Source organism: Bdellovibrio sp. NC01 (genome assembly GCF_006874625.1).
In the GTDB taxonomy this organism is placed as follows: domain Bacteria; phylum Bdellovibrionota; class Bdellovibrionia; order Bdellovibrionales; family Bdellovibrionaceae; genus Bdellovibrio.
Map to the genome: position 1 here is coordinate 3,418,826 of NZ_CP030034.1, position 21,653 is coordinate 3,440,478.

Below are 21,653 nucleotides of genomic sequence, written 5' to 3' on the forward strand. Positions count from 1 at the left end.
CCAATTCTCTGGTTTATTCGTGCCAACTACGCAGAGCCGACGACTTGATCCCAAAACATTTGCATACCGCCGCCAGCCTCAATCAGCTTCGAGGATTTCTCGATGTGATTAGAAATTTGACGAATGGCTTTTGCAGATTCGGCACCGATATCGTGTCTCACAATAAGACGCTGCATTTGTGTTGCTTTTTTCAAAACGACGTCATTAGGAACTGAACCCCAGTAATCAAGACCAATGTATAGGAACTTGTTCACGACATCGTTAAAGCGTTGATACAAACTAAGGCCTTCTTCTTCATCACGCACTTGATTGCAGATGATCGAGAAGCGATTCACTTTGTATTGCTTGTTCAAAACTTTGATCAAAGCATAAGCATCTGCAAAACTCGCAGGGTCCGGAGTAATCACCACCGACACCGTTTGCGCTGCAGAGTTAAGGAACAAAACATTTTCCGCGATGCCTGGAGCGGTATCGATTAACAAGTAATCATAACCCAAAGGCAATGAGCTAACGGCTTCCACCATCGCTCTTCTTTCGAAGTGATTCATGTGATTGAAATCAACCACACCACTGCCACCCGGAATCAGATGGACGTCTTTAGACACTTCGACAAGGATTTCTTTCATCTCTTTACGGCCGGCAATAATGTCATGAATATTGCCCGTCGTTCTTACACCGAAAAGAATATCGACGTTGGCCATCCCCAAATCGCCATCCAAGATCAAAACTTTTTTGCCTTTTTGTGCAAGGCTTAGCGCCAAGTTAGCAACCAAAGTCGTTTTACCAACGCCACCCTTGCCGGATGTCACGCTGATAGTTCTTGTGCGGTACATATCAAAAGAATTCATTCTTTTCATACTGCTTCAGAATCCTGTTGTCTTAATTGTGTAATTTTAAAAATCAAATCCAACAAACGTTCTTTTGTCGCAAATTCAAAGTCTTCAGGAACTCGCGAACCGATACCAAATGAATGCAATGGAATATCAAAGCGCTTCATGAAGTTATAGATCGTGCCATGCTGTGATGACTCATCCAAACCAGAGAAGATAACGTCTTTATAATTCAACATTGAATAGCGACGACCCAATTCTGTAGCGTCAGCGTCTTTTGTATTCGCTGAAAGACACAAATGGATATTTGGATTCAAACCTTGTGGCGGCAAAAGACTGCGCATCATTTGAATCTCGTCATTGTTTTTAAGGCTTAAACCTGTGAAGTCGACAAGAACGCAGTCCACATTCGCCAAGTAGCGCATCAAATTGTGCCAGTCATTCTGAGTACGAATCACTGAAAACGGTACATTCAAGATTTGCGCATAGATTTTCATTTGATCTGCAGCGCCCACTTTATAAGTGTCCGTTGTGAACAAGGCAACTTTCTTACCTTCGCGCACAACCATGTTACTGGCCATTTTGATCATTGTTGATGTTTTGCCTGATCCTGCAGGACCAACAAAACAATGAATCTTGCCTGCTGTTGGATTACTCACTGTACGAGTCGCATCCAAAACATGACGAGCAACCCATGCTTCAACAAGAGCTTTGTTTTTTAATTTCAATGCCGGCAAAGTTTCTTGTGCTTGAGTCAAAATCTCTGCCGTAATTTCAGGAGCAACACCTGCGCCAGTCAATTTTGCAAACACGTTGCTCAAGTCATAAGAAATACCGAAGTCAGCGCCTGGATGTGTGCCCACGAAGTTTTGTGGCATCTGTTGGAACTGAGTAATAACTTGTTTCAACGTCGCGATCTCGTTTTGCAAAGCGCGGATAGCTTCTGATTCTGCCGCAGATGGAGCTGCTGGCTGAACCGCTTGCACCGGTCTTGCCGCTGGGGTCGCAGGTTTAACTGGTGCCGCTTGCGGAGCTTTACGTTGACCTGTGAAAATCTCTTCTTGCTCTTGGAAAGCATGCAACGCCCGTTGCGCTGATGCTCTTACACGCTGTTCGGAAACTTGTTGTTGGCGAGCATAAGAATTTTCATCTTCTTCAATGTCGATATAACGACGTTGTGTGATTTGCGGCGGCGGTTGATTCTTTTGCGTATGCTTATCAACCATCTTAGCGATCAACTCTTTTTGTTGACGTGCAGACGTTTTCTGAAATCTTTGCAGATCTTGTTCACGCAAACGTGATTCCGCAAATTTCTTTTTCTGCAAAGTTTCTTCCGAAACTGCTGCTGTGATTTCAACACTGCCTTCACCAACAAGGCCGAAGCTCTTGTTATTGTCGCGAGCCGAAAGAATAATGGCGTCAGGACCCAATTGAGTCTTAACCATTTCCAATGCTTCTTTCATTGTACGTGCTTCAAATTTCTTAACCTGCATGGCTCATCTCCACAAGGGCAACTGATTGAACGTCCGCATCTGAAGTCAATTCATTGTGTGAAAGGACAACAAGTTGCGGAATAAATCTTGAAGTTAATTTATATAAATGACGGCGCGAAGTCGGGCTTGTCAGCAAGATCGGCTGACTTGCAATCTCTGGATGATTTTCCACGGCACGCGCGATTTCGTTGATCAAACGATGCGCAGTGTTTGGATCCATCACTAATTGCACGCCTTGTTCTGTTTGTAACAAAGAGTTCGCGATCAACTCTTCAATCACTGGATGCAAAGTCATCACAGGGATATTGCCTTGATCCGTTGTGTACTTAGCCGTGATACCACGAGCAAGGGCACGACGAACAGCTTCCGTCAGAACCTCGATATCTTTTGTACGTGGCGCTTCGTCTGCCAACGATTCAAAGATCGTTAACAAGTTACGAACTGAAACTTGTTCTTTAAGCAAGCTTTGCATAACACGCACAACCGAACCCAATGGAAGAAGATCTGGGATAAGCTCTTCCACCACTTTTGGATGTGACTTCTTGAAGTTTTCGATAAGGCTTGAAGCCTCTTGACGCCCCAACAACTCATGCGCATGCGTGCGGATAAGTTCTGTAATATGTGTCGCCATAACTGTTGGAAGATCGACAACTGTGTAACCGGCGAATTCGGCGTCTTCTCTGCGATTTGGAGAAATCCACATCGCATCCAAACCGAATGCAGGTTCTTTGGTCGGCGTTCCTTCGATAGAATCAGAAACGTTACCTGGATCCATCGCAAGCAATGAATCAGGGCGAAGCATACCGCCACCCACTTTATTGCCTTTGATAAGCATACGGTATTCCCCCGGAGCCAACTGCAAGTTGTCGCGGATATGAATACTTGGAACCACGATACCCAAATCCAAAGCAAATTGCTTACGGATACTGACGATACGCTCAAGCAAGTCACCACTTTGATCCGATTCAACGATACTGATCAACCCGTAACCAACTTCAAGCTCCAACATATCGACTGGAAGCATGGTTTCGATGTTTTCTTTTTTCGGAACGTTTGCAGCGGCTTCTGTTTTTCTTTTTTCAGCATCCGCAGTTTCTTGTTTGTAGCGTTTGATAACCCATGACATACCAACCAGCAAACCACCCATCATCAAGAATGGAACTGTCGGAAGACCTGGAACCAAGCCCATCAAGATCAAAACCGCACCAGAGATCATGACGGCACGAGGATTCAACAACAATTGACTTGTGACCTCACCACCCATGTCTTTATCAGAATTCGAAGTACGAGTGACGATGATACCGGCAGCAGTAGAGATGATCAAAGCTGGGATCTGCGCAAGCAAACCATCACCGATCGTCAACATCGTAAAGACTTTTGCAGCTTGTCCCGCATCCATCCCTTTTTGAATGATACCGATACCCAAACCACCGATAACGTTCACAAGAGTGATGATGATACCCGCGATAGCATCACCACGTACGAACTTCGAGGCACCGTCCATCGCACCGTAAAAGTCAGCTTCTTGTTCAATCGCACGACGACGTTTACGAGCTTCAGCTTCTGTGATGTGACCTGAGTTCAACTCAGCATCAATCGACATTTGCTTACCTGGCATCGCATCCAAAGTGAAACGAGCAGCGACTTCAGCCACACGGCCCGAACCTTTTGTGATTACCATGAAGTTGATCACGATAAGGATCAAGAACATGATGAAACCGATGACGTAGTTACCGCCGACAACGAAATTCGCGAATGATGCGATAACGTGACCGGCAGCAGCTTCACCCTCATGACCGTGAGTCAGGATCAAACGAGTCGTCGCTACGTTCAGTGACAGACGGAACAACGTCGTCATCAAAAGAAGCGAAGGGAATGAAGTGAAATCTAAAGCTTTTTGCGTATAGATACTAACTAGCAAGATCAAGATTGAAATCGCTAGAGAGAATGTCAGACCCAAGTCCAAAAGCAATGGCGGCAGCGGGATGATCATTACCGCTAAAATAGCTAAGACACCGAATGCAATTAGCAAGTCAGTGTTCTTAGTGTATTTCTCAAATCGTTTTAAGAACTGAAAAACTTCTTCCATTATCTTTTCTTCCTACGCAGGCGGTAAACATAAGAAAGTACTTCCGCAACAGCCACGAACAACTCACGCGGAATAACTTGGCCAATTTTCATTGTTTTAAAAATAGTACGTGCAAGAGGCTTGTTTTCTACGATTGGGATGTTGTGCTCTCTTGCGATTTGTTTGATATTTTCCGCTACACTGTCAGCGCCCATGGCGATCAACTGCGGAGCCGGAAGATTATCAGAATATTTTAAGCAAACTGCGATATGCGTTGGATTCGTGATGATGACGTCAGCTTTTGGAACTTCAGACATCATACGTTTACTAGCCATTTCACGTTGGATACGACGAATGCGCGATTTGATCATAGGATCACCCTCGCGCTGCTTGTGTTCTTCTTTGATTTCTTGTTTCGTCATCATCATTTTCTTCTCAAGATCCCAGCGCTGATAGAAATAATCAGCACCAGCAAGGACCAGCATCACACCGCCCACGCCACCAAGAAGTTTTACGACAACCGCACCAAGATACGTAATGATCTGCTCTACAGAGTAAGTCATCATGTATGGAATTTGATGAACTTCCCCGCGAAGCAACATGTAAAGAACCAAACCGATCGCTGCCATTTTTAGCAATGACTTCAATCCTTCAACCAACGAACGCATGCTGAAGATACGTTTCATACCTTCAACTGGATTCATTTTTTCAAAGTTTGGAGACAATGCATCTTCAACTTGCAAGAAACCGATTTGCACAATCGACGAAGCGGCACCCAAAATACCTGCGATACCAACAACGGGCATGATCAAGATAAACGCTTTTTCACCGTTCATGCGGAATGCTTCAGTGAATTTGCCTTCACGCACAAGGTGCACAAGATTTGGACCGAAAGAGTATTGGAAAAGTTCGTAGAAGTTTTTGAAAAAGAAACGACCCAAAACATAAACGGAGCCAGCCGCTGCAAGTAGAATTACTGCAGACGCAAGCTCCTTTGAATGAGCAACGTTACCTTGCTTACGGAATTCTTCCCGTCTGGCGTCCGTTGCTTCTTCTGTCTTTTCGTTTTCTTCTGACACTTCCGTTCCTTCCTAGAACTCGTGTTAGTAGTACTTTATAAGTGTTTCATCACGTCGAAGAGTTTTCCAGCCGTGACTTCAACAATTCCGTTCATCTCGCTTGTTAACAAAGGAAGACAGATGAAGACCACTGTCATCCCTAGCATAATGGTCACTGGCATACTTGTTACCAGGACGTTGATCTGGGGAACTGCTCTTCCCAAGATGCCGAAAGCCAAATTGATCAAAAAGACCGTCACCAAAACTGGCGCGCACATTTTGATCGTCAGGATCATTGCCATTTGTCCAAACATCGCCATCTCTGCAAAAGGACCTACGTTTAACGACAATGAACTGACTGGAACTAACTGATAACTCGATACGATCGCATTAATCAGCATGTGATGACCGTTGATAGAAAGAAAAACCAAAGTACCAACAGTCGAATAGAAACTTTCTAATGCGTTACCTTGTGAACCAAGCATTGGGTTGTACATCTGGCCTGCACCCAAACCAACGCTCATAGAGATCAAATCCCCTACCATTGAGACAACGAAGAAAAACAGTCTGGTTAAAAAACCCAGCGATAAACCGATGATCACTTCACGAATGGTTAAGCCAATGATTTCATTAGAGATTGTAAGGTAGTTCACGTTGCCAATTCGGACCACCGGGAACACCAACATGCTTAATACGATCGAGAGTAAAAGTTTTACCGGAACGCTGATTGAATTAGAGCCAAAGAATGCAGATGACACAATAAACGCAATCATGCGCAGAAGAATCAGCGCAAAAAGCAGAATTTGTGCTTCGGTCATCGCACTCCAGTTAATCATCTATTCCCTTACCATCACTGCGATATTATCGAACAAATTGACAGTGTACGTAGACATCACATCCATCATCCATGGGCCTGCCAGGACAAACACGACAGCCACCACGATCATTTTTGGAATGAACGTCAAAGTCGCCTCATTGATTTGAGTCAACGCTTGGAAAATACTCACAGCCAAACCGACAACCAATGTACTGATCAACAGCGGTGCCGCTAGCAATGCCGTTGTTCTTAGTGCGTCTTGACCTAATTTAATTACTAATTCTTCTGTCATCTTTCACCTCACCCGAAACTTTTCACCATCGAACCGATGAGCAAACCCCATCCGTCGACTAGGACGAAAAGCATAATCTTGAAGGGCAACGAAATCACAACTGGAGGAAGCATCATCATACCCATCGCCATCAACACACTTGATGCCACGATGTCGATCACAAGGAACGGAAGGAAGATGATGAAGCCGATCTGGAAAGCCGTTTTTAATTCCGACACCACAAAGGCTGGAACCAAAACCATCGTTGGAACTTCCGCACGAGTTTTTGGTTTATCAATTTTTGAAAGCTTAATAAACAACGCTAAATCAGAATCACGAGTTTGACCGAACATGAATTTACGCAAAGGACCCAACGTATTTTCAATCGCCACTTCCTGAGAAATTTTCCCAGCGATATAGGGCTGAATGCCGTTTTTGTTCATTTCGTTGAATGCCGGTTGCATCACAAAGAACGTAAGGAACAAAGACAGACCTACAAGCAATTGATTCGGTGGCATTTGTTGCACACCCATCGCTTGTCTTAGGAAAGACAGCACGATGATGATACGTGTGAAACCAGTCATCATGATCAAGATTGCCGGAGCTAACGTTAGCACCGTCATGATCAAAATCAATTTCACTGCATTCACAACTTCATTTGGATTGTCAGTCGTTTTGAAACCCAAGTTCACAGTCGGCAAAGTCACTTGCGCGAAGGCACTTGAACTGGCTAACAAAACTAGTGGCAGAACGATCAGGCTCAAAAGCAGAGCCCATGTTGGCTTCTTCAACGCGCCCACTAGAATGACCTCATTCCCTTAAGACGTTTAGATACGATGTCTTTAATACCGCTGATCGCGAATTCTTCATCGCTATCAAGCTCGTTCGATTTTCTTTTTGCTTTAGTTTCAGTCACAGCTTCATCTTCAGTTTCAGAGAAATCTGCTGTGCTCGCCTTAAAACCGCCTAGCACGTTACCGAAACTTTTTGGCGCTTCTTCTGGAACTTCATCGTCAAGCAAAGACAATGATTTGATCATAGAGATATTGTGATCCGTGATACCAACCAAGATAGACTCGCCAGCAACACGAACGATCGCCAAACTTTTCTTAGGACCCAAGAAATGCTGTTGCAAAATTTTGATTTGCGTTTGGTGTTTTTTAGATTTTGGCACTGAATACTTTTTCAAGAAGATATAAGCACCCGTACCTACAACACCTAACATCGAAAGCGTGAAAAGGATGCGGAACATACCGCCGCCTTCAGCCGATGCCTTTTTGTTTCCATCAAGGTTCAATGGAATTTCTGATTCTTTGCGATTATCGACCTTTGGTTTTTCGGCATCTGCCGTAACCGGAGTCGTCGCTTCAGCATGAGCAGAAGCTGAAGCAACAGCAGTTGCTTCAGTCGCAGGGGAAGCTTCTTCCGCAGCTTGAGCTGAAACTGAAATCACAAAAAGTAAAGGCAACAACCAACGCATCCGCAACCTCTTATTATTTTAATTGTTCTACGCGTTCAGCCGGTGAAATAACGTCAGTTAGACGAACACCGAATTTTTCATTGATAACTACGGCTTCACCGCGAGCGATCAATTTATCGTTGACGTAAACTTCCATGGGCTCACCCGCAAGCTTGCTCAACTCTATGACACTTCCTTGAGTCAAATTGAGTAATTCAGAAACAGGCATTTTTGTGCGGCCCAACTCAACTGTAACTTTTAAAGGAATATCCAAAATAAGGTTCAGGTTTCTGTCTTTTTGACCGTTACCTTCAATAGCTTTTTTTCCGCCAGATGCAGGAGCACCCGCTGCCATACCTGCAGCTTCTGCGACTAACTGATCTGCCAAGTCGTCTAATTTATCGTCTGTCATCTATTCCCCCCGCCCTTACTTTGTTACCGGGCGAGTTACTTGAACTGCCACAGTCCCGTGATGGATTCCGTAATAACCTTTGAATTTTTTTACATTTTCAATTTCAACGTCGAATTCCCCTGATGCATCTTGATCAAGTGGAATAACGTCGCCGACTTTCAAAGTCATAAGGTCACGAAGTTTGATCTCGGTTTCACCAAGATTGACCTTAATTTCCATATCTGTTTCAAGAAGCTGTTCTTGAATGATAGATGTCCAAAGTCTTTTATCTGTTTGATCAGATTCAACTTGGAAACCTGTTGAAAGTTTTTGCTTAATTGGTTCGATCGTTGCGTAAGGAATAACGATCGAGATTGTGCCCGATGCATTTTCCAATTCAACGTCGAATGTAGACGCAATAACTACGTCTGTCGGAGGAACGATACCAACGAACTGAGGATTGACTTCAGTACGTACGAACGAACATCCAATTTTTTCGATAGAAGCCCATGCCGCTTCCATATCGTTGATCGCAAGACCCACGACTTTTTGCACGATTTGCAATTCAATCGGAGTAAAATCCTTACCGTCAATTTTCGTGTACGGACGGTCCGCACCACCGAAGAAAGAATCCACAAGGGCGTACGCCAATTTACTTTCAATTACGAATAAAGCGGAACCCCGTAGATTACCGAAACGCAGAACGCTCATACATGTTGGCATCGGTAAAGTATTGATGAACTCACCGAATTTTAAGAATTCTGTACCTGTCAATGTGATCGATGCGATCTTACGAAGCGCCGATGACAACGAGACACGGAATGCACGCATGAATTTTTCATAGATAACTTCAAGCTGCGGAAGGCGACCGCGAATAATACGGTCTTGGCTGGTTAAATCGTAAGAAACAATCTTACGATCGTCAGCCTTTGCACTACCTGCAGATTGCGTTTCTGCTTTGGGACTTTCGGAAGAGGCCACATCGCCGTCGGAAACCGCGGCTAACAGGGCATCTACTTCACTTTGCGAAAGAACCTGATTCATAGTCCTGCCTTAGTTATAGATAAACTCTGTGAAGAACACGTTTGAAATCTTCCCTTGCACAAGGAAAGAGTTAATTGTGTCTTTAATTTCATTTCTCAAATTGTCTTTTCCTTCGCGCGAAGAGACTTCTTCATAAGTCTTGCTTGAAAGAATGATGATGATGATGTCGCGGATCTGCGCTTTGCGCTTGTCGATCTCTTCCGCTGCATGGTCACCCTTGATTTCAAGTTCCATGTTAACTTTCGCAACCTTACGACCTTTAGAGCCCGCAAGATTTACGATGAAAGTTTCCAACGGCACAACCTTACCAACCACTTCTTTTTCTTCAGTGGCTTCTTTGTGTTGAGCTTCCGCTTCACCTTTAATAACTTGTTCGATTTTTGGTTCGGCAGCTTCTTTCTGTTTGCCTTTGTAAAGCATAAAGCCCACGCCAGCGACGATAAGCATGTTGATAACTGCCAATGCGATTAGAAGTATAGGCTTTTGTCCAGAGCCACCGCTCGGTGCTGGTGCTTCTGCTGCTGCCGCTTTTTCCTCAGCCACTATTCATCCTCCATGATGAAAGAGATCTCGGATTAATTATAAGCAACACAAATGCCAACAGGACCTTAGCCTGTGGTCTAGTGATGCGTTCCAACATATTTGAGATGAGGCAATTTTTTCCCCGGGGGAAAATGTTTCCATCCAAAAATTCTATGACGCTAGTCAAAGTTTTGGCGTCAGAAACACAGAAACAGTCCCATGATCTTTGAAACGGGACTCCGCAGAATATTGACGAAACACTGCAAGAGGAGTGCCCTATGAGTGTAAAGAGATTCAACGAAACTCGACCTTAATCGAGTAGGAGGCTCCCTATGGACATGCAAATGTTTGAAGGTAAATTCGGCGACATCAAAAGCGCGTTACAGAGTCAATTTCCTAGTATGAACATCTCTGAAGATGAGATCAAAACTGCATTGCGAAGCCCAGATGACTTAATTCAACTGGTTTGCGATCGCACAGGTCTATCGAAAGATGAAGCCAGCAAAAAAGTTCACAGTGTTATGGATTCACTTCATATCAGTGATGAAACTGCAAAAGGCTGGATGGCAAAACTATCCGAAAACGTTGAACATAAATACGGCGAGTTGAAAGATAAATTCCTTCACTAGTCGCAAAGTTCTTCGTTGGGTAAGAAAGAAAAAGAGGGGCCGCACTCCTCTTTTTCTTTTAGATTTCGTTACCAAATTCTTTCTTCAACTTCGCTGAAGCGATTTCCATGAAGGATTTTAATTTAGGGCTAACAAACTTTTGTGCGGGATAAACGAAGTGCAATGCTGCGGTCGTTGAACGCCACTCTGGCAAAATTCTAACAAGCTTTCCCGAATTCAATTCATCAGAACAGAAATGCAACGGAATGTAAGCAATCCCTTCATGCGCGACCGCCAAGTTTTTAACCGTCGTCAAATCATTCACAAGAACAGAGCCTGAAACCGGAACGTTCAGGGAACCCTTTGAATTCGTCATGCGCCATTCATCCATACCGACCGGAGTGAACTGCACACACGAGTGATGACGAAGTTCCCGTGGATGAGTAGGAGTGCCGTGCGCTTTTAAATATTTTGGTGAAGCGACCACGATGAAATAATCGCCACCGATTTTCTTCGCAATCAACGAAGAGTCTTGCAACTCTCCGGCACGAATCGCCAAGTCGACACTTTCACTTAGAAGATCCACGCGTCGCTCGGTCAGAATAAATTCGACACGTACCTTGGGATATTTCTTTTTATATTCAGCGATAAGTTCCGCAATTAAAGCTCCACCGAATTCTTTAGGCGCGGTGACACGCAAAAGACCTTGTGGCTCCCCCTGCACGGCTGCGACTTCTGCTTCGGCCGCTTCAATCGCCTCAAAAGCCAATGTGCATTTTTTAAAATATTCCTGCCCCGCCGGAGTGATGTTCAACTTACGAGTTGTTCGTTGAATCAAAGTCACACCCAAACGTTTTTCCAAAGATGAGACTTTGTAACTTGCCGTTGAGTTAGGAATTCCAAGTTTCTTTGCCGCTGCAGAGAAGCTTCCCGTCTGAACTACCTTAATGAATACCGCTACTTCGTTATAATCCATGATGCTATTATACAATACATTGGATAATGATTCCAGTTTTTCCTATCTAATAAATTATCAAAAGGCTCGATAAGCTGTGTATGTCTTCGGTTGAGGATTTAAACAAGATACTAAAACAATAAAATGGAGAACTTTATGAGCACATATAACATCGACCCTTCCCACTCTTCAGCAAGCTTTTCAATCAAACACATGATGATTGCCAAAGTGCACGGCGCTTTCGAAAAAATGTCGGGCAAACTTGAATACGACGCAAAAAATCCACTGCAATCAAAAATTGACGTATCAATCGACGCAGCCAGCGTGAACACACGCGAAGCGCAACGTGATACACATCTTCGCAGCCCTGACTTCTTCGACGTGGAAAAATATCCAGCGATCACATTTAAATCAACGCGCATTGAAGGCGAAGCTGGCGACTTGAAAGTGATCGGCGATTTGACAATTCATGGTGTGACATTGCCAGTGACCCTAGCGGTTGAAGGCCCAACGGATGAAATGAAAGATCCATGGGGCAATTTGAAAATTGGTGCTTCAGCAACGACGAAAATCAAACGCAAAGACTTTGGTTTAACATGGAATGCAGCACTTGAAGCCGGTGGCTTCCTTGTTGGTGACGACGTCACAGTGCAACTAGATGTGCAATTCGTAAAACAAACTTAGTCTAAAGTAAAAAACCTGATATCGTGCCGGTATGAAACATGTGTTGATTACCGGCGCTTCTACTGGAATTGGTTTCGCACTTACTAAATCTTGCTTAGAACAAGGTTACACAGTGTGGGCTTGCGTTCGTAAACTTGAAGCACTCAAAGATCTTAAAGATAAATACCCTACTCTACATGTCATTCGTATGGACGTGACTTCAAATGAAGAAGTCGTTGCCGCCGCGAATATTATTTCCCAACAAAGTGTTAAAGATTTCGTCTTGATCAACAATGCCGGCATCGCCTTGGGTGGTCCGATTGAAGCCATGAACTTAAAAGAATGGCGCAATCTTTTTGAAGTCAATGTCTTCGGCCTTCTGCAGGTGACTCAAGCCTTTCTTCCTTTGCTTCGTAAAACCAAAGGTCGCGTGATCAACATTGGCTCCATCAGTGGGCGAATGTCTTCGCCGTTTCTGGCTCCTTATACAAGTTCAAAACATGCCGTGCGTGCGATCTCGGATTCTCTTCGCCGCGAGTTGCGCTCGTTAGGTGTGAAAGTCATTTTGATTGAACCAGGTCCTATCAAAACAGATATCTGGGATAAGTCCATCGCTCAGAGTGAAAAACTGGAAGCGCAACTGACGCCAGAACTTCAAGAAGTTTACGGTGATGCTATTAATAGCCTGAAATCTGCCGTCACAGATGTCGCAAAAAACGCGGTGCCCGTAAGCTATGTTACGAATAAAGTTTTGCAAGCGATCACTCTGCCAAATCCCTATCCTTACTATTTAATTGGTAAGAACATTCACTTCCAAGCGTGGCTGATGAAGCTGCTCCCGGTTCGTGTGGTAGATGCTATTTTCGCTCGTGGTTTTCGTTTCCAAAAAGCAAGAAAGTAGCACCCTTCGGCTGCTGTAAAATCCTTAGACAGTGCTGTTCTTAGAAAACTTCCTTAAAAGGAAATTAACGGAACCCTGACAAAGCCATTTTGTGGCGGAACTTTTGCTCTAGAATCCACTGAATATAAAAAAGGTGAGATTTCTATGGTAACAAAAGTCGTTATTTTGGCTTTGCTTCCTGCGATTGTAGGCTGGGTGGTGCTGTGGGCGTTGTGGTCGACACTGATGCCAAAGGCACTGCAATGCCGCGAAAAAAACGCGGAATGTGGAATCTTCGATCCAACAGAGGGTTTAAGTGGAATCCTCTAACGCCGCAAAACAATTATCATCAAGACGTGAGTTGAAAACGCGCGGTAAAGCGTGGGCTCAACAGTTGGCTTTGGCTGTGGCGAAAACGAATGTCACGCCCAACCAGGTTTCTGTCTTGAGTGTTGTTTTCGCATTGGGCGGACTTGTCGCCTATATCGCAGCTCATTCGACTGCGAATTCTTGGCTTTTAATTTTTGCTATTGCTGGAATTCAATTACGTCTGTTGTGCAATCTTTTAGACGGCATGCTTGCGATTGAATATAAAAAGAAGTCTGCGGTTGGTGATCTTTATAATGAGATTCCTGACCGTATCGCTGACGCGATCATTATCCTAGGTGCGGGTCTTTACTGCCAAGCTCATGATTTCGGAATGGCCTTGGCTGCGACAAATATTTTTCTTGCGACAATGACTGCGTATATTCGCGCATTGGGCGCATCTTTAGGATTAGGCCATCAATTCTTGGGCCCTATGGCGAAACAACATCGCATGGCTTTGCTAACGATAGCGACTGCGATCGATATGATCTTCAATATCGATGCGGTCTACGTGGCATTATGGATTATGTTTGTAGGTTTATTAATAACACTCGTTCGTCGTATCTCTTCCCACGCGCGCGCGCTTAAGGAGACAAAATGAACTCATCAATTTCAATCGCATTGATTTCGATCTATTCATTATTGACGGTCCTCACTTCCGTATTCGGTTTGGTTCGTTGGATTAAAGGACCAGGCAAACTTATTTCAGAACTGATTGAGCGCACACTTTCATGGTGGGTGATGGTCACAGTTGCCGCTGTTGCTTTGTTCGTAAACGACATCTTAGCGACAGTAAGCCTTGCTGTACTTTCGATCTTTGCGTTCCGCGAGATCATCACGCAATACAACCTCAGCGAAAGCCACCAAAAAGTTTTGCGAATTTGTTACTGCGCGATTCCGATCCAATATCTTCTTGCTTACTACAATGAAACAACATTCTTCCTGACTTTTATTCCGGTGATGTTGTTCTTGGCTTTAAGCTTACGCAGTATCGTGTCTGGTTCTACTGAAAACGTCAGTCGCACGATGGGCGTGATTCACTGGTCGATGATGATGACGGTGTTCAGCTTTTCGCACATTGCTTTGTTGTATTCGCACCACCAAGACTTCGTTCCACAAGAACAAAAATATCACTTAGTACTTTACCTTATTCTTGCGACTGAAATTAACGACGTCTTCCAATTCACTTGGGGTAAGTTGTTCGGTAAAACAAAAGTGTGCCCAGAGATTTCTCCAAAGAAAACGGTGGAAGGCCTTATCGGCGGTGTTGCTTCAACAACAGCTTTGTCATATGCGATTTCTAACTTCATCGGTGTCACAGGCACTCAGGCCGCTGTTCTTGGTGCGTTGATCGGTTTCACTGGATTCTTTGGTGATATCACATTCTCTGCTATCAAACGTGACTTGAACATTAAAGACCTTGGAAACTCAATCCCGGGTCACGGTGGCTTGTTAGACCGTGTGGATTCACTGGCACTAACTTCAATCGTTTTCTTTTACGCATTTAAATATTTGATTTAAGGACAAGGCCATGAACCAAACGATTCCAATTATTTTGAATTTGATCGCTGCTCTTTTTGGTGCCGGTGGCCAGTACTTCTATAAAGTGGGCGCCTCTAAAATGAAAGAGGTTCCTCTTTACGCAAATTGGAACATCATGCTTGGAGTTTTAAGCTTTTGCGTAGTGATGGTTTTATTCGTCATCGCTTATCGCTTGGGTGGAAAGATTTCTGTCGTCTTCCCAATCTACGCGACAACATTCTTGTGGGGCACATTCCTAGAGATGGTTATCGATAAACAAAACCTGAGCCTGCCACAATGGATCGGCACGGCTTTGGTTATTATCGGTATTTCAGTGATCGCGATCTTTTCAAGACAAGTTGCCTAGCCGCCCCTGCTCGCGCGGCTGACCCCCTTAGTGAGTGCCTTCAGAAATAAACGGAGTGATCTCTGTTTGCAGCTGTTTCACCACGTCGGCATTTCCGGCAATGATTGAATTCTTATACGGGTTATACTCATCGCCTTTGTAGGTCTGAACTTTTCCGCCTGCTTCTTCAACTAATAAAATTCCCGCAGCGGCATCCCACGGTTGAATGTTTCTTTCCCAATAACCGTCGAAGACTCCGCGTGCGACTTGCGCAAGATCGTAAGCAGCAGCGCCTGGTCTGCGCACTCCACGACATTTGCGAACGATATTAGAAAAGATTTTTAATTGTTCAGAAATCACGTGCTCGTGTTCTGCGACAAAACCTGTTGCAAGTAATGCATCTTTAAACTGCGAAGTTTTGCTGACACGCAAAGGGCGACCATTAACGAAAGCACCCTGCCCACGAATCGCTGTGTATGTTTCATTCAACATCGGCACATCGATCACCGCCAGTTGAATTTTTCCATCGACTTCTAAGCCAATACTGATGCAGAAAATCGGAAAGCGATGAATATAATTAGTTGTTCCATCAAGCGGATCGATGATCCAACGGCCTTGTGGACCCGCAGGTTGCCACTGGACCTTAGCCCCAGCGGCATATGATTCTTCGCCCAAAAACTCGATCGTCGGAAAATTTTTCTTAAGATGTTCCGCAATGACACGCTCGGATTCTTTGTCAGCTTCGCTCACCAAACCGGCTTGAAACTTCTCTTCGATGTGTTCTAAGTTCCCGAAATAATTGAGAAGCACTTGTCTGCTAAGGCTCGCGGCCTTAATGGCTGTACCTAAGACCTGCTGCCAATCCATTGATTTTACGCTGTTTTCCATGCTTTCCCCTAACGAAGACCGGTCCTGAACGTTGACCATTAACGTGAGTTAACGCTAACATGGATCTAAGGCCAAAGGAAGGGCCCGAAACTTAAGCATTCAAGCGAGTTTAAACTTATGAGGATTCAAAAAATGGCTTCTAAGACAGATGTTGTCGTAAAACTAGTATTAGTTTTCTTTATCTCATTACTTTCTTTTTCGATCGGAACATTGGTCGGCAAAAAGTACAGTGACAACCAACATCAATTGGCACAATTAGAACCTCAAAAAGGCGAGAAAGCAGAACGTGAAGTAGCTTCTGTTCATGAAGGTGAAGAAGGTGCTGCAACTGCTGAACACGGCGAGAAAAAATCAGGCACAATGACTGATGCAGAAATCGCAAAGTTGGCTGAAGAATTCGTAGCTGATGAAAACACTCCTGCAACTGAAGCCAAAGAAGGCGAACACGCTGAAACTGCTGCTGCTGAGCACGGTGAACACGGCGCTGAAAAAGCAGAGAAAGCTGAAACTAAAGCTGTAGCAACAACTGCTCACGGTAAAGAAAAAGCTGCTCCTGCGACGACTGCTAAACAAGAGCCTTCTGCAATGGCAAAAGAATTGGCTGCTGGTAAAACTCCAACAGCAACAGAGCACAAAGCGGCTCCAGCGACTAAAGAAGCACGCGTTCCTTCTTCTCTTCCAAAAGATGTTGCGCAATACACTGTTGGTAAATTCACAGTGCAAGTTGCTTCTTACGCTGATGAAGCTGAAGCACAAAAATTTGCTTCTGATTTGAAAGACAAAGGTTACAGCGCATTCTACGTACCAGCGACTGTTAAAGGTAAAACTTGGTTCCGCGTAAGCGTTGGTCAATTTGCAACTCCGAAAGAAGCTGCAAGCTACAGAACAGAACTTTTGAGCAAAGCTAAAGTAAGCTCTGCGATCGTTCAAAAAATCACTGAGTAATCTAACGGATAGACTTCCTAAAACGTTAGTCCTCAAAAAGAAAAAGCCAAGTCACACGACTTGGCTTTTTTTATTTCAACTTATAAGAAAATCCCACGCGCAGAACGCCGCTCGGAATCGGGTTTGGATCGAAGTCACTGGCAAACAGTGCGCGTCCTTCAAGAGCTGCCACTAAAGCCCAAGTATGATTTAGATTATATCCTGCAGAAGCACCGAGCTTTAATGCCGATATCACTTTGTAACCACCATCATCGGTTTGCGAAGCACCCATCAAAGTGGTTTTGATTTCTTCGTTATAGGCCCCAAGACCCAAGCCGCCATAAATAGACATGAAACCCTCAGGCGCTTCACTTTGCACAAAATGCCACTCGCCCCACAAGAGCATTTCTTGATGAGTTAGATTCACACCACTTGTGCTGTTGCCAGAGTCTTGTGTGTAACGAGAATATTCGATCAATGCCGCTAAGTTTTTCTTCTTTAGCGCAAATGCGAAATTCATAAAGTTGTGAGTTTCAAATTCTTGGTTTTCGTTGCGCTCGTAACGCATTTCCACACCCAAAGGATACACTTGCAAATCAACCGGTGCTTCGGGCGGCGATGGCATTTTCAGCTTAGATGTTGGCGGCGCTTCCGCTCTGCCAGCCGCTGGTTGTGCATAAGATTGTGTAGAAATAAGAAGTGCCAATAACAAAGCAAGCTTTTTCATAAGCTTACTCCGTCACAACTTTCCAAGATGAGTCAACTTGTTTGCAGGTTTTCTTTTTACCGTCGATGATGCCGCCCGAATTATTTTGGACAAGTGCTAGGTACTCGCACTCGGACTGTTGCAACTCGCCCATCGACTCCGTCAAACCATCAAGTAGTTTTGCAGAGTTATAGAAATTTTCGTTATCAGCAGCAGCCAAACCCGCACGCACTGACGGCAGAGTTTTCACCAACCATTTACCCACTTGTAAACGGGCGTCGGCTTCGCTTAAGTTGCGCGCTTCTTTTGTGATATCAGAAAGTCTTTTCAACACGCGTGAGTATTGCGTCCCTAACGTGTAAGCGTAACCAATCAAGTTGCTGTTCAATTCGATGCTGTCGCCGCTGTTGACCATGAAAAACGAAACGTCTCTGCGAACATTGAGTTCACTTGGCATTGTGTGCACAAGATCTGCGTTTTTAACTTCCAAACTGCGAACTGATTTTTGCGAAGGCAAAGAGGCCGCGATAAAATCAGGATTGCCCGTGTACATCCAACCCCAGAAATCCGCAAAACCTTCGTTCAAGCCACGCATCAAAGCTGTGTGATAAGCTTCCTGTAGTTCATCTTTATCCAACGATCTGAAATCAGAACGTGCTTCCAAACGACCAATGGGTGCCGGAGTCGCGTCAGCAGTGTGTTTGTCATCTGCTGAAATTCCTGAAGCCTGCAAAAACAAATTACGATCGTGCACTGATGCTTCTTCGTTCAAACCTTTAAGAACTAATTTATAAAACAAAGAATGGAAATGTTCGTGCGCAAGAATTCCGCCATTCGCTGCAATCGGAAGATCCGGTTGCGTGTAGGGAACGAAAAGCATTGAATCTGTTTTGCCATCATAGAAAGCGTTATTACTCATTCCGCCTTTAACGCGCACACCGATACCGACATCACGAGGCCACTTATTCACATCACCCGCACCAACCTCGGCATCCAAAGCCGCAAGTCTTTGCATGTGCGCATAGATCACCACCATTTGCTGAGACAAATCATTGCCCGGCACATAGTTGCCATCAGTATTGCGAATAAAACGACCCTTTGGAGCGGAGCCATTCAGGTGATTGTTGATAATGCGTGGACTAAAAAAGAAACGAACAAATTTTCCCGAAACTTCTTGAAGATTGGAAAGGCCGATAAGGTCAATAAACTGCAAAGAGTAGCTATTTTTGGAGCTGGCATCATTCATGGGAGCTAGGACTTTTACGTCGCCCGAAGTCGACGCAGAGTCAGGATTGGCAGAGCAGGCTCCGAGAGTCGTCGCCATCAAAATTGCTGCTGTGATTCGCTGAAAATCGAACTTCACAAAATCCTCTCGACACACTATAACCGGGAGGGCTCCAACAGCCCCTTGACTAAACGCGTTATAGTTGTAGTCGAGTTCGGGCAAAATCTCAATGAAAACTTAGGGATAGGCAAACTTTGTCAATCCTACCAAAGTTTCGACAGAGGGGCCAACTGCCACGAGGGGGAAGTTAATGGATGTACTTGAATTTGTTACGAAAAATATGAACCCTCCCCAAAAGGAAGCGATCGAGACCCTGAACGGTCCCCTTCTTATCTTGGCAGGCGCTGGCTCTGGTAAGACCCGCGTACTTACTCACCGTATGGCAAATATCATTGGCCAGGGGGCTGCGGCTCCAGACGGTATCCTTTGCGTGACCTTTACAAATAAGGCCGCCAAAGAGATGGAGCACCGTATTTACAAGATCTTGAACGACATGGGCGTGATGATCCGCGAGCAATTGTGGATCAATACATTCCATAGTTTCTGCGTGCGCGTTTTGCGCAGTCACATCACTTTGCTTGATTATAAGCCGTTCTTCACGATCTACGATTCTTCAGATCAGTTGAGCCAAATCAAAAAAGTCATGACGGCGTTGGATATCAACGACAAGATGTATCCCGCAAAAAATTTCCAAGCACGCATCAGCAACGCAAAGATGTTGGGTCTGACTCCAGAAGGTTTAGAAAAATCATCGAAGCGCTTGATGGATCAGAAGACTGTCGAAGTTTATAAAAAATATGAACTCGAGATGAAACGTGCGAACAGTTTGGATTTCGACGATCTTCTGATGAAGACTTACGATCTATTCCGCATGTATCCAGACATCTTGAAAATGTATCAAGAAAAATTCCAATACATCATGGTGGATGAGTATCAAGATACCAACCACATCCAATATCTTTTGGTGCAAATGCTGGCGAAAGCACATCGCAACTTATGCGTTGTCGGTGACGAAGATCAGTCGATCTATAGCTGGCGTGGTGCTGACATCAAAAACATTTTGGATTTTGAAAAAGACTTCCCTGAAGCTGTTGTCGTGAAATTGGAAGAAAACTATCGCTCTTCTAAAAACATCGTCAACGCTGCGACGGCGGTGATCAAAAACAACTCGCAAAGAAAAGACAAAACTCTTTTCACTTCAAATCCAGAAGGCGATCTGATCCAAGTTCGCGAAGAACGTAACGAATACGACGAAGCAAAATTCGTCGCTAAAACAATTCAAACGATGATGAATGAGGGCGAAGGTTCTTACAATGACTACGCCGTCTTCTATCGTACCAATGCGCAATCACGCGTGCTTGAAGAACAACTTCGCACCTTGGCGATTCCTTATCGCCTGGTGGGCGGCGTGCGTTTCTATGAACGCATGGAAATCAAAGACGTTCTGTCTTTCATGAAGCTTGCTGTGAACCCGGCAGACGATATTGCGTTGAAACGTATTATCAATGTTCCTGCTCGCGGTATCGGTAAAACAACGATCGATAAGATCGAAGAGTTTTCCGCGCAAAATGGTTTGACGATGTACTTGGGCACGCAAAAAGCAATTGAAGCGAAAATCTTCAACGCTGGTACAACTGGAAAACTGCGTCGTTTCTTAGACATGATGGATGCTTTGCAAGGCGATGCCACGTCATTCAAGTTGACTGACTTCTATCACATCGTTTTGGATCGCACTGAATATCTTCAGGCGTTGAAGAAAGATGAATCACCAGAAGCGCAAGCACGTATCGAGAACTTAGAAGAACTCGACAACGCTATCGCACAATTCGCGAAAGAACGTGGCGAAGAATCCACTTTGACAAGCTTCTTGGAAGAGATGGCTTTAGTCAGTGACGTTGATTCTTTGGATCAGGAACAGAACTCTGTGACGTTAATGACTTTGCATATTTCCAAAGGTTTGGAATATCCGTATGTGTTCGTCGTGGGCATGGAAGAAAACCTTTTCCCAAGCGGTCGTGCGGCTGAATCTGAAAGCGAAGAAGACATTGAAGAGGAACGTCGTCTGGCTTACGTGGGCATGACTCGCGCTCGTCAAAAATTGTGGCTGACTTTCACAAAGATGCGTCGAGTTTGGGGCCAAGAGCAATTCAATCCGCAATCTCGCTTCATTAAAGAGATTCCATCAGCGCTTATGCACTTCACTTCAGCGGCAGCGGATTCTCCGCGCTTTGTGAATCGTTATGGTTCTACAGGCAGTGTTGGTGATCACTATGAATCGTCATGGGGATCTTCGGCAACGGGCCGAAATAAAGCGCGCAGTGGCGGTCATGATGATTTCGATTCACAAGACTTCCCAGATTACGAAAGCACTGGAGCAGGTTCTGGCACATACAACAAGGGCATGCGTGTACGCCATCCGACGTTTGGTGTGGGAACTGTTTACGCAACAGAAGGTGCTGGCGATAACTTGAAAGTCAGCGTGATGTTCACGGATAACACTGTGAAAAAGTTTGTCGTGAAATACGCACGTCTTGAAAGAGTGTAAGCCGAATCTTTCG

24 protein-coding genes are annotated in these 21,653 nt (G+C 44.6%); 9 read left to right on the forward strand and 15 right to left on the reverse strand.

Annotated elements, in window-relative coordinates; genetic code table 11:
* Positions 1-26 precede the first annotated feature (26 nt).
* The 11 genes from DOE51_RS16260 to fliL are packed head-to-tail and all read right to left on the reverse strand — an operon-like array spanning position 27 to position 9,974.
* Positions 27-857 (reverse strand): MinD/ParA family protein, encoded by an 831-nt coding sequence (locus DOE51_RS16260; protein ID WP_142697583.1) that lies wholly within the window; start codon positions 855-857, stop codon positions 27-29.
* A complete protein-coding gene (gene flhF / locus DOE51_RS16265) occupies positions 854-2,323 on the reverse strand; it encodes a flagellar biosynthesis protein FlhF (protein WP_142697584.1) in 1,470 nt (489 codons plus the stop codon). Before flhF ends, DOE51_RS16260 begins: the two co-directional genes overlap by 4 nt.
* Positions 2,313-4,412, reverse strand: coding sequence for a flagellar biosynthesis protein FlhA (gene flhA / locus DOE51_RS16270; protein ID WP_142697585.1), 2,100 nt, complete (start codon positions 4,410-4,412; stop codon positions 2,313-2,315). Before flhA ends, flhF begins: the two co-directional genes overlap by 11 nt.
* A complete protein-coding gene (flhB, locus tag DOE51_RS16275; RefSeq protein WP_142697586.1) occupies positions 4,412-5,470 on the reverse strand; it encodes a flagellar biosynthesis protein FlhB in 1,059 nt (352 codons plus the stop codon). Before flhB ends, flhA begins: the two co-directional genes overlap by 1 nt.
* Positions 5,471-5,505: 35 nt before the next feature.
* Positions 5,506-6,285 (reverse strand): flagellar biosynthetic protein FliR, encoded by a 780-nt coding sequence (fliR, locus tag DOE51_RS16280; RefSeq protein WP_142697587.1) that lies wholly within the window; start codon positions 6,283-6,285, stop codon positions 5,506-5,508.
* Positions 6,286-6,558: a flagellar biosynthesis protein FliQ gene (gene fliQ / locus DOE51_RS16285; RefSeq protein ID WP_142697588.1), complete on the reverse strand. Its 273-nt coding sequence runs from the start codon at positions 6,556-6,558 to the stop codon at positions 6,286-6,288.
* A gap of 8 nt (positions 6,559-6,566) precedes the next feature.
* Positions 6,567-7,328: a flagellar type III secretion system pore protein FliP gene (gene fliP, locus DOE51_RS16290; protein ID WP_142698333.1), complete on the reverse strand. Its 762-nt coding sequence runs from the start codon at positions 7,326-7,328 to the stop codon at positions 6,567-6,569.
* An 8-nt stretch (positions 7,329-7,336) separates the two neighbouring features.
* Complete coding sequence (locus DOE51_RS16295; protein ID WP_246845140.1) at positions 7,337-8,017, reverse strand: flagellar biosynthetic protein FliO; 681 nt, start codon at positions 8,015-8,017, stop codon at positions 7,337-7,339.
* Between the two features lie 13 nt (positions 8,018-8,030).
* Positions 8,031-8,408: a flagellar motor switch protein FliN gene (gene fliN / locus DOE51_RS16300; protein ID WP_142697590.1), complete on the reverse strand. Its 378-nt coding sequence runs from the start codon at positions 8,406-8,408 to the stop codon at positions 8,031-8,033.
* A gap of 15 nt (positions 8,409-8,423) precedes the next feature.
* Positions 8,424-9,431: a flagellar motor switch protein FliM gene (gene fliM, locus DOE51_RS16305; protein WP_142697591.1), complete on the reverse strand. Its 1,008-nt coding sequence runs from the start codon at positions 9,429-9,431 to the stop codon at positions 8,424-8,426.
* A 9-nt stretch (positions 9,432-9,440) separates the two neighbouring features.
* The gene (fliL, locus tag DOE51_RS16310) at positions 9,441-9,974 is read right to left on the reverse strand and encodes a flagellar basal body-associated protein FliL (RefSeq protein ID WP_246845141.1); all 534 of its coding nucleotides are present in this window, start codon (positions 9,972-9,974) and stop codon (positions 9,441-9,443) included.
* Between the two features lie 311 nt (positions 9,975-10,285).
* On the opposite strand from fliL, the gene DOE51_RS16315 reads away from it, so the two are divergent.
* Positions 10,286-10,582: a hypothetical protein gene (locus DOE51_RS16315; RefSeq protein ID WP_142697592.1), complete on the forward strand. Its 297-nt coding sequence runs from the start codon at positions 10,286-10,288 to the stop codon at positions 10,580-10,582.
* Positions 10,583-10,640: 58 nt separating this feature from the next.
* Here the strand turns inward: DOE51_RS16315 and DOE51_RS16320 are convergent, their stop codons facing one another.
* The gene (locus DOE51_RS16320) at positions 10,641-11,537 is read right to left on the reverse strand and encodes a LysR family transcriptional regulator (protein WP_142697593.1); all 897 of its coding nucleotides are present in this window, start codon (positions 11,535-11,537) and stop codon (positions 10,641-10,643) included.
* 135 nt (positions 11,538-11,672) lie between these two features.
* On the opposite strand from DOE51_RS16320, the gene DOE51_RS16325 reads away from it, so the two are divergent.
* The 6 genes from DOE51_RS16325 to DOE51_RS16345 all read left to right on the forward strand — a co-directional run bounded on the left by DOE51_RS16325 (position 11,673) and on the right by DOE51_RS16345 (position 15,313).
* Positions 11,673-12,200 (forward strand): YceI family protein, encoded by a 528-nt coding sequence (locus tag DOE51_RS16325; RefSeq protein ID WP_142697594.1) that lies wholly within the window; start codon positions 11,673-11,675, stop codon positions 12,198-12,200.
* A 31-nt stretch (positions 12,201-12,231) separates the two neighbouring features.
* A complete protein-coding gene (locus DOE51_RS16330) occupies positions 12,232-13,080 on the forward strand; it encodes an SDR family oxidoreductase (protein WP_142697595.1) in 849 nt (282 codons plus the stop codon).
* Positions 13,081-13,224: 144 nt separating this feature from the next.
* Positions 13,225-13,389: a hypothetical protein gene (locus DOE51_RS19220; RefSeq protein ID WP_168196475.1), complete on the forward strand. Its 165-nt coding sequence runs from the start codon at positions 13,225-13,227 to the stop codon at positions 13,387-13,389.
* Positions 13,376-14,026, forward strand: coding sequence for a CDP-alcohol phosphatidyltransferase family protein (locus tag DOE51_RS16335; protein ID WP_142697596.1), 651 nt, complete (start codon positions 13,376-13,378; stop codon positions 14,024-14,026). The genes DOE51_RS19220 and DOE51_RS16335 overlap by 14 nt, the downstream gene beginning before the upstream one ends.
* Positions 14,023-14,946 (forward strand): phosphatidate cytidylyltransferase, encoded by a 924-nt coding sequence (locus DOE51_RS16340; RefSeq protein ID WP_142697597.1) that lies wholly within the window; start codon positions 14,023-14,025, stop codon positions 14,944-14,946. The genes DOE51_RS16335 and DOE51_RS16340 overlap by 4 nt, the downstream gene beginning before the upstream one ends.
* A gap of 10 nt (positions 14,947-14,956) precedes the next feature.
* Complete coding sequence (locus DOE51_RS16345; RefSeq protein WP_142697598.1) at positions 14,957-15,313, forward strand: hypothetical protein; 357 nt, start codon at positions 14,957-14,959, stop codon at positions 15,311-15,313.
* Between the two features lie 27 nt (positions 15,314-15,340).
* Here DOE51_RS16345 and DOE51_RS16350 read toward each other — a convergent pair whose 3' ends face one another.
* A complete protein-coding gene (locus DOE51_RS16350; protein WP_142697599.1) occupies positions 15,341-16,180 on the reverse strand; it encodes an inositol monophosphatase family protein in 840 nt (279 codons plus the stop codon).
* A 132-nt stretch (positions 16,181-16,312) separates the two neighbouring features.
* On the opposite strand from DOE51_RS16350, the gene DOE51_RS16355 reads away from it, so the two are divergent.
* Positions 16,313-17,125, forward strand: coding sequence for an SPOR domain-containing protein (locus DOE51_RS16355; protein WP_246845142.1), 813 nt, complete (start codon positions 16,313-16,315; stop codon positions 17,123-17,125).
* A gap of 70 nt (positions 17,126-17,195) precedes the next feature.
* Here DOE51_RS16355 and DOE51_RS16360 read toward each other — a convergent pair whose 3' ends face one another.
* Together DOE51_RS16360 and DOE51_RS16365 are read right to left on the reverse strand one after the other, a co-directional pair.
* Positions 17,196-17,831 (reverse strand): hypothetical protein, encoded by a 636-nt coding sequence (locus DOE51_RS16360; RefSeq protein WP_142697601.1) that lies wholly within the window; start codon positions 17,829-17,831, stop codon positions 17,196-17,198.
* Positions 17,832-17,835: 4 nt separating this feature from the next.
* Positions 17,836-19,173, reverse strand: coding sequence for a hypothetical protein (locus DOE51_RS16365; protein ID WP_142697602.1), 1,338 nt, complete (start codon positions 19,171-19,173; stop codon positions 17,836-17,838).
* Positions 19,174-19,345: 172 nt separating this feature from the next.
* On the opposite strand from DOE51_RS16365, the gene DOE51_RS16370 reads away from it, so the two are divergent.
* Complete coding sequence (locus DOE51_RS16370; RefSeq protein WP_142697603.1) at positions 19,346-21,640, forward strand: ATP-dependent helicase; 2,295 nt, start codon at positions 19,346-19,348, stop codon at positions 21,638-21,640.
* Positions 21,641-21,653 lie beyond the last annotated feature (13 nt).

What these genes read in the sequence shown, in the direction of transcription:
- DOE51_RS16340 (WP_142697597.1), top strand. Translation starts at nt 14,023, where the DNA reads ATGAACTCATCAATTTCAATCGCATTGATTTCGATCTATTCATTATTG.
- flhA (WP_142697585.1), bottom strand. Translation starts at nt 4,412, where the DNA reads ATGGAAGAAGTTTTTCAGTTCTTAAAACGATTTGAGAAATACACTAAG.
- DOE51_RS16295 (WP_246845140.1), bottom strand. Translation starts at nt 8,017, where the DNA reads ATGCGTTGGTTGTTGCCTTTACTTTTTGTGATTTCAGTTTCAGCTCAA.
- flhF (WP_142697584.1), bottom strand. Translation starts at nt 2,323, where the DNA reads ATGCAGGTTAAGAAATTTGAAGCACGTACAATGAAAGAAGCATTGGAA.
- DOE51_RS16330 (WP_142697595.1), top strand. Translation starts at nt 12,232, where the DNA reads ATGAAACATGTGTTGATTACCGGCGCTTCTACTGGAATTGGTTTCGCA.
- DOE51_RS16325 (WP_142697594.1), top strand. Translation starts at nt 11,673, where the DNA reads ATGAGCACATATAACATCGACCCTTCCCACTCTTCAGCAAGCTTTTCA.
- fliR (WP_142697587.1), bottom strand. Translation starts at nt 6,285, where the DNA reads ATGATTAACTGGAGTGCGATGACCGAAGCACAAATTCTGCTTTTTGCG.
- DOE51_RS16315 (WP_142697592.1), top strand. Translation starts at nt 10,286, where the DNA reads ATGGACATGCAAATGTTTGAAGGTAAATTCGGCGACATCAAAAGCGCG.
- DOE51_RS16355 (WP_246845142.1), top strand. Translation starts at nt 16,313, where the DNA reads ATGGCTTCTAAGACAGATGTTGTCGTAAAACTAGTATTAGTTTTCTTT.
- fliM (WP_142697591.1), bottom strand. Translation starts at nt 9,431, where the DNA reads ATGAATCAGGTTCTTTCGCAAAGTGAAGTAGATGCCCTGTTAGCCGCG.
- DOE51_RS16370 (WP_142697603.1), top strand. Translation starts at nt 19,346, where the DNA reads ATGGATGTACTTGAATTTGTTACGAAAAATATGAACCCTCCCCAAAAG.
- DOE51_RS19220 (WP_168196475.1), top strand. Translation starts at nt 13,225, where the DNA reads ATGGTAACAAAAGTCGTTATTTTGGCTTTGCTTCCTGCGATTGTAGGC.
- DOE51_RS16260 (WP_142697583.1), bottom strand. Translation starts at nt 857, where the DNA reads ATGAAAAGAATGAATTCTTTTGATATGTACCGCACAAGAACTATCAGC.
- fliN (WP_142697590.1), bottom strand. Translation starts at nt 8,408, where the DNA reads ATGACAGACGATAAATTAGACGACTTGGCAGATCAGTTAGTCGCAGAA.
- DOE51_RS16360 (WP_142697601.1), bottom strand. Translation starts at nt 17,831, where the DNA reads ATGAAAAAGCTTGCTTTGTTATTGGCACTTCTTATTTCTACACAATCT.
- fliQ (WP_142697588.1), bottom strand. Translation starts at nt 6,558, where the DNA reads ATGACAGAAGAATTAGTAATTAAATTAGGTCAAGACGCACTAAGAACA.
- DOE51_RS16320 (WP_142697593.1), bottom strand. Translation starts at nt 11,537, where the DNA reads ATGGATTATAACGAAGTAGCGGTATTCATTAAGGTAGTTCAGACGGGA.
- DOE51_RS16345 (WP_142697598.1), top strand. Translation starts at nt 14,957, where the DNA reads ATGAACCAAACGATTCCAATTATTTTGAATTTGATCGCTGCTCTTTTT.
- DOE51_RS16350 (WP_142697599.1), bottom strand. Translation starts at nt 16,180, where the DNA reads ATGGAAAACAGCGTAAAATCAATGGATTGGCAGCAGGTCTTAGGTACA.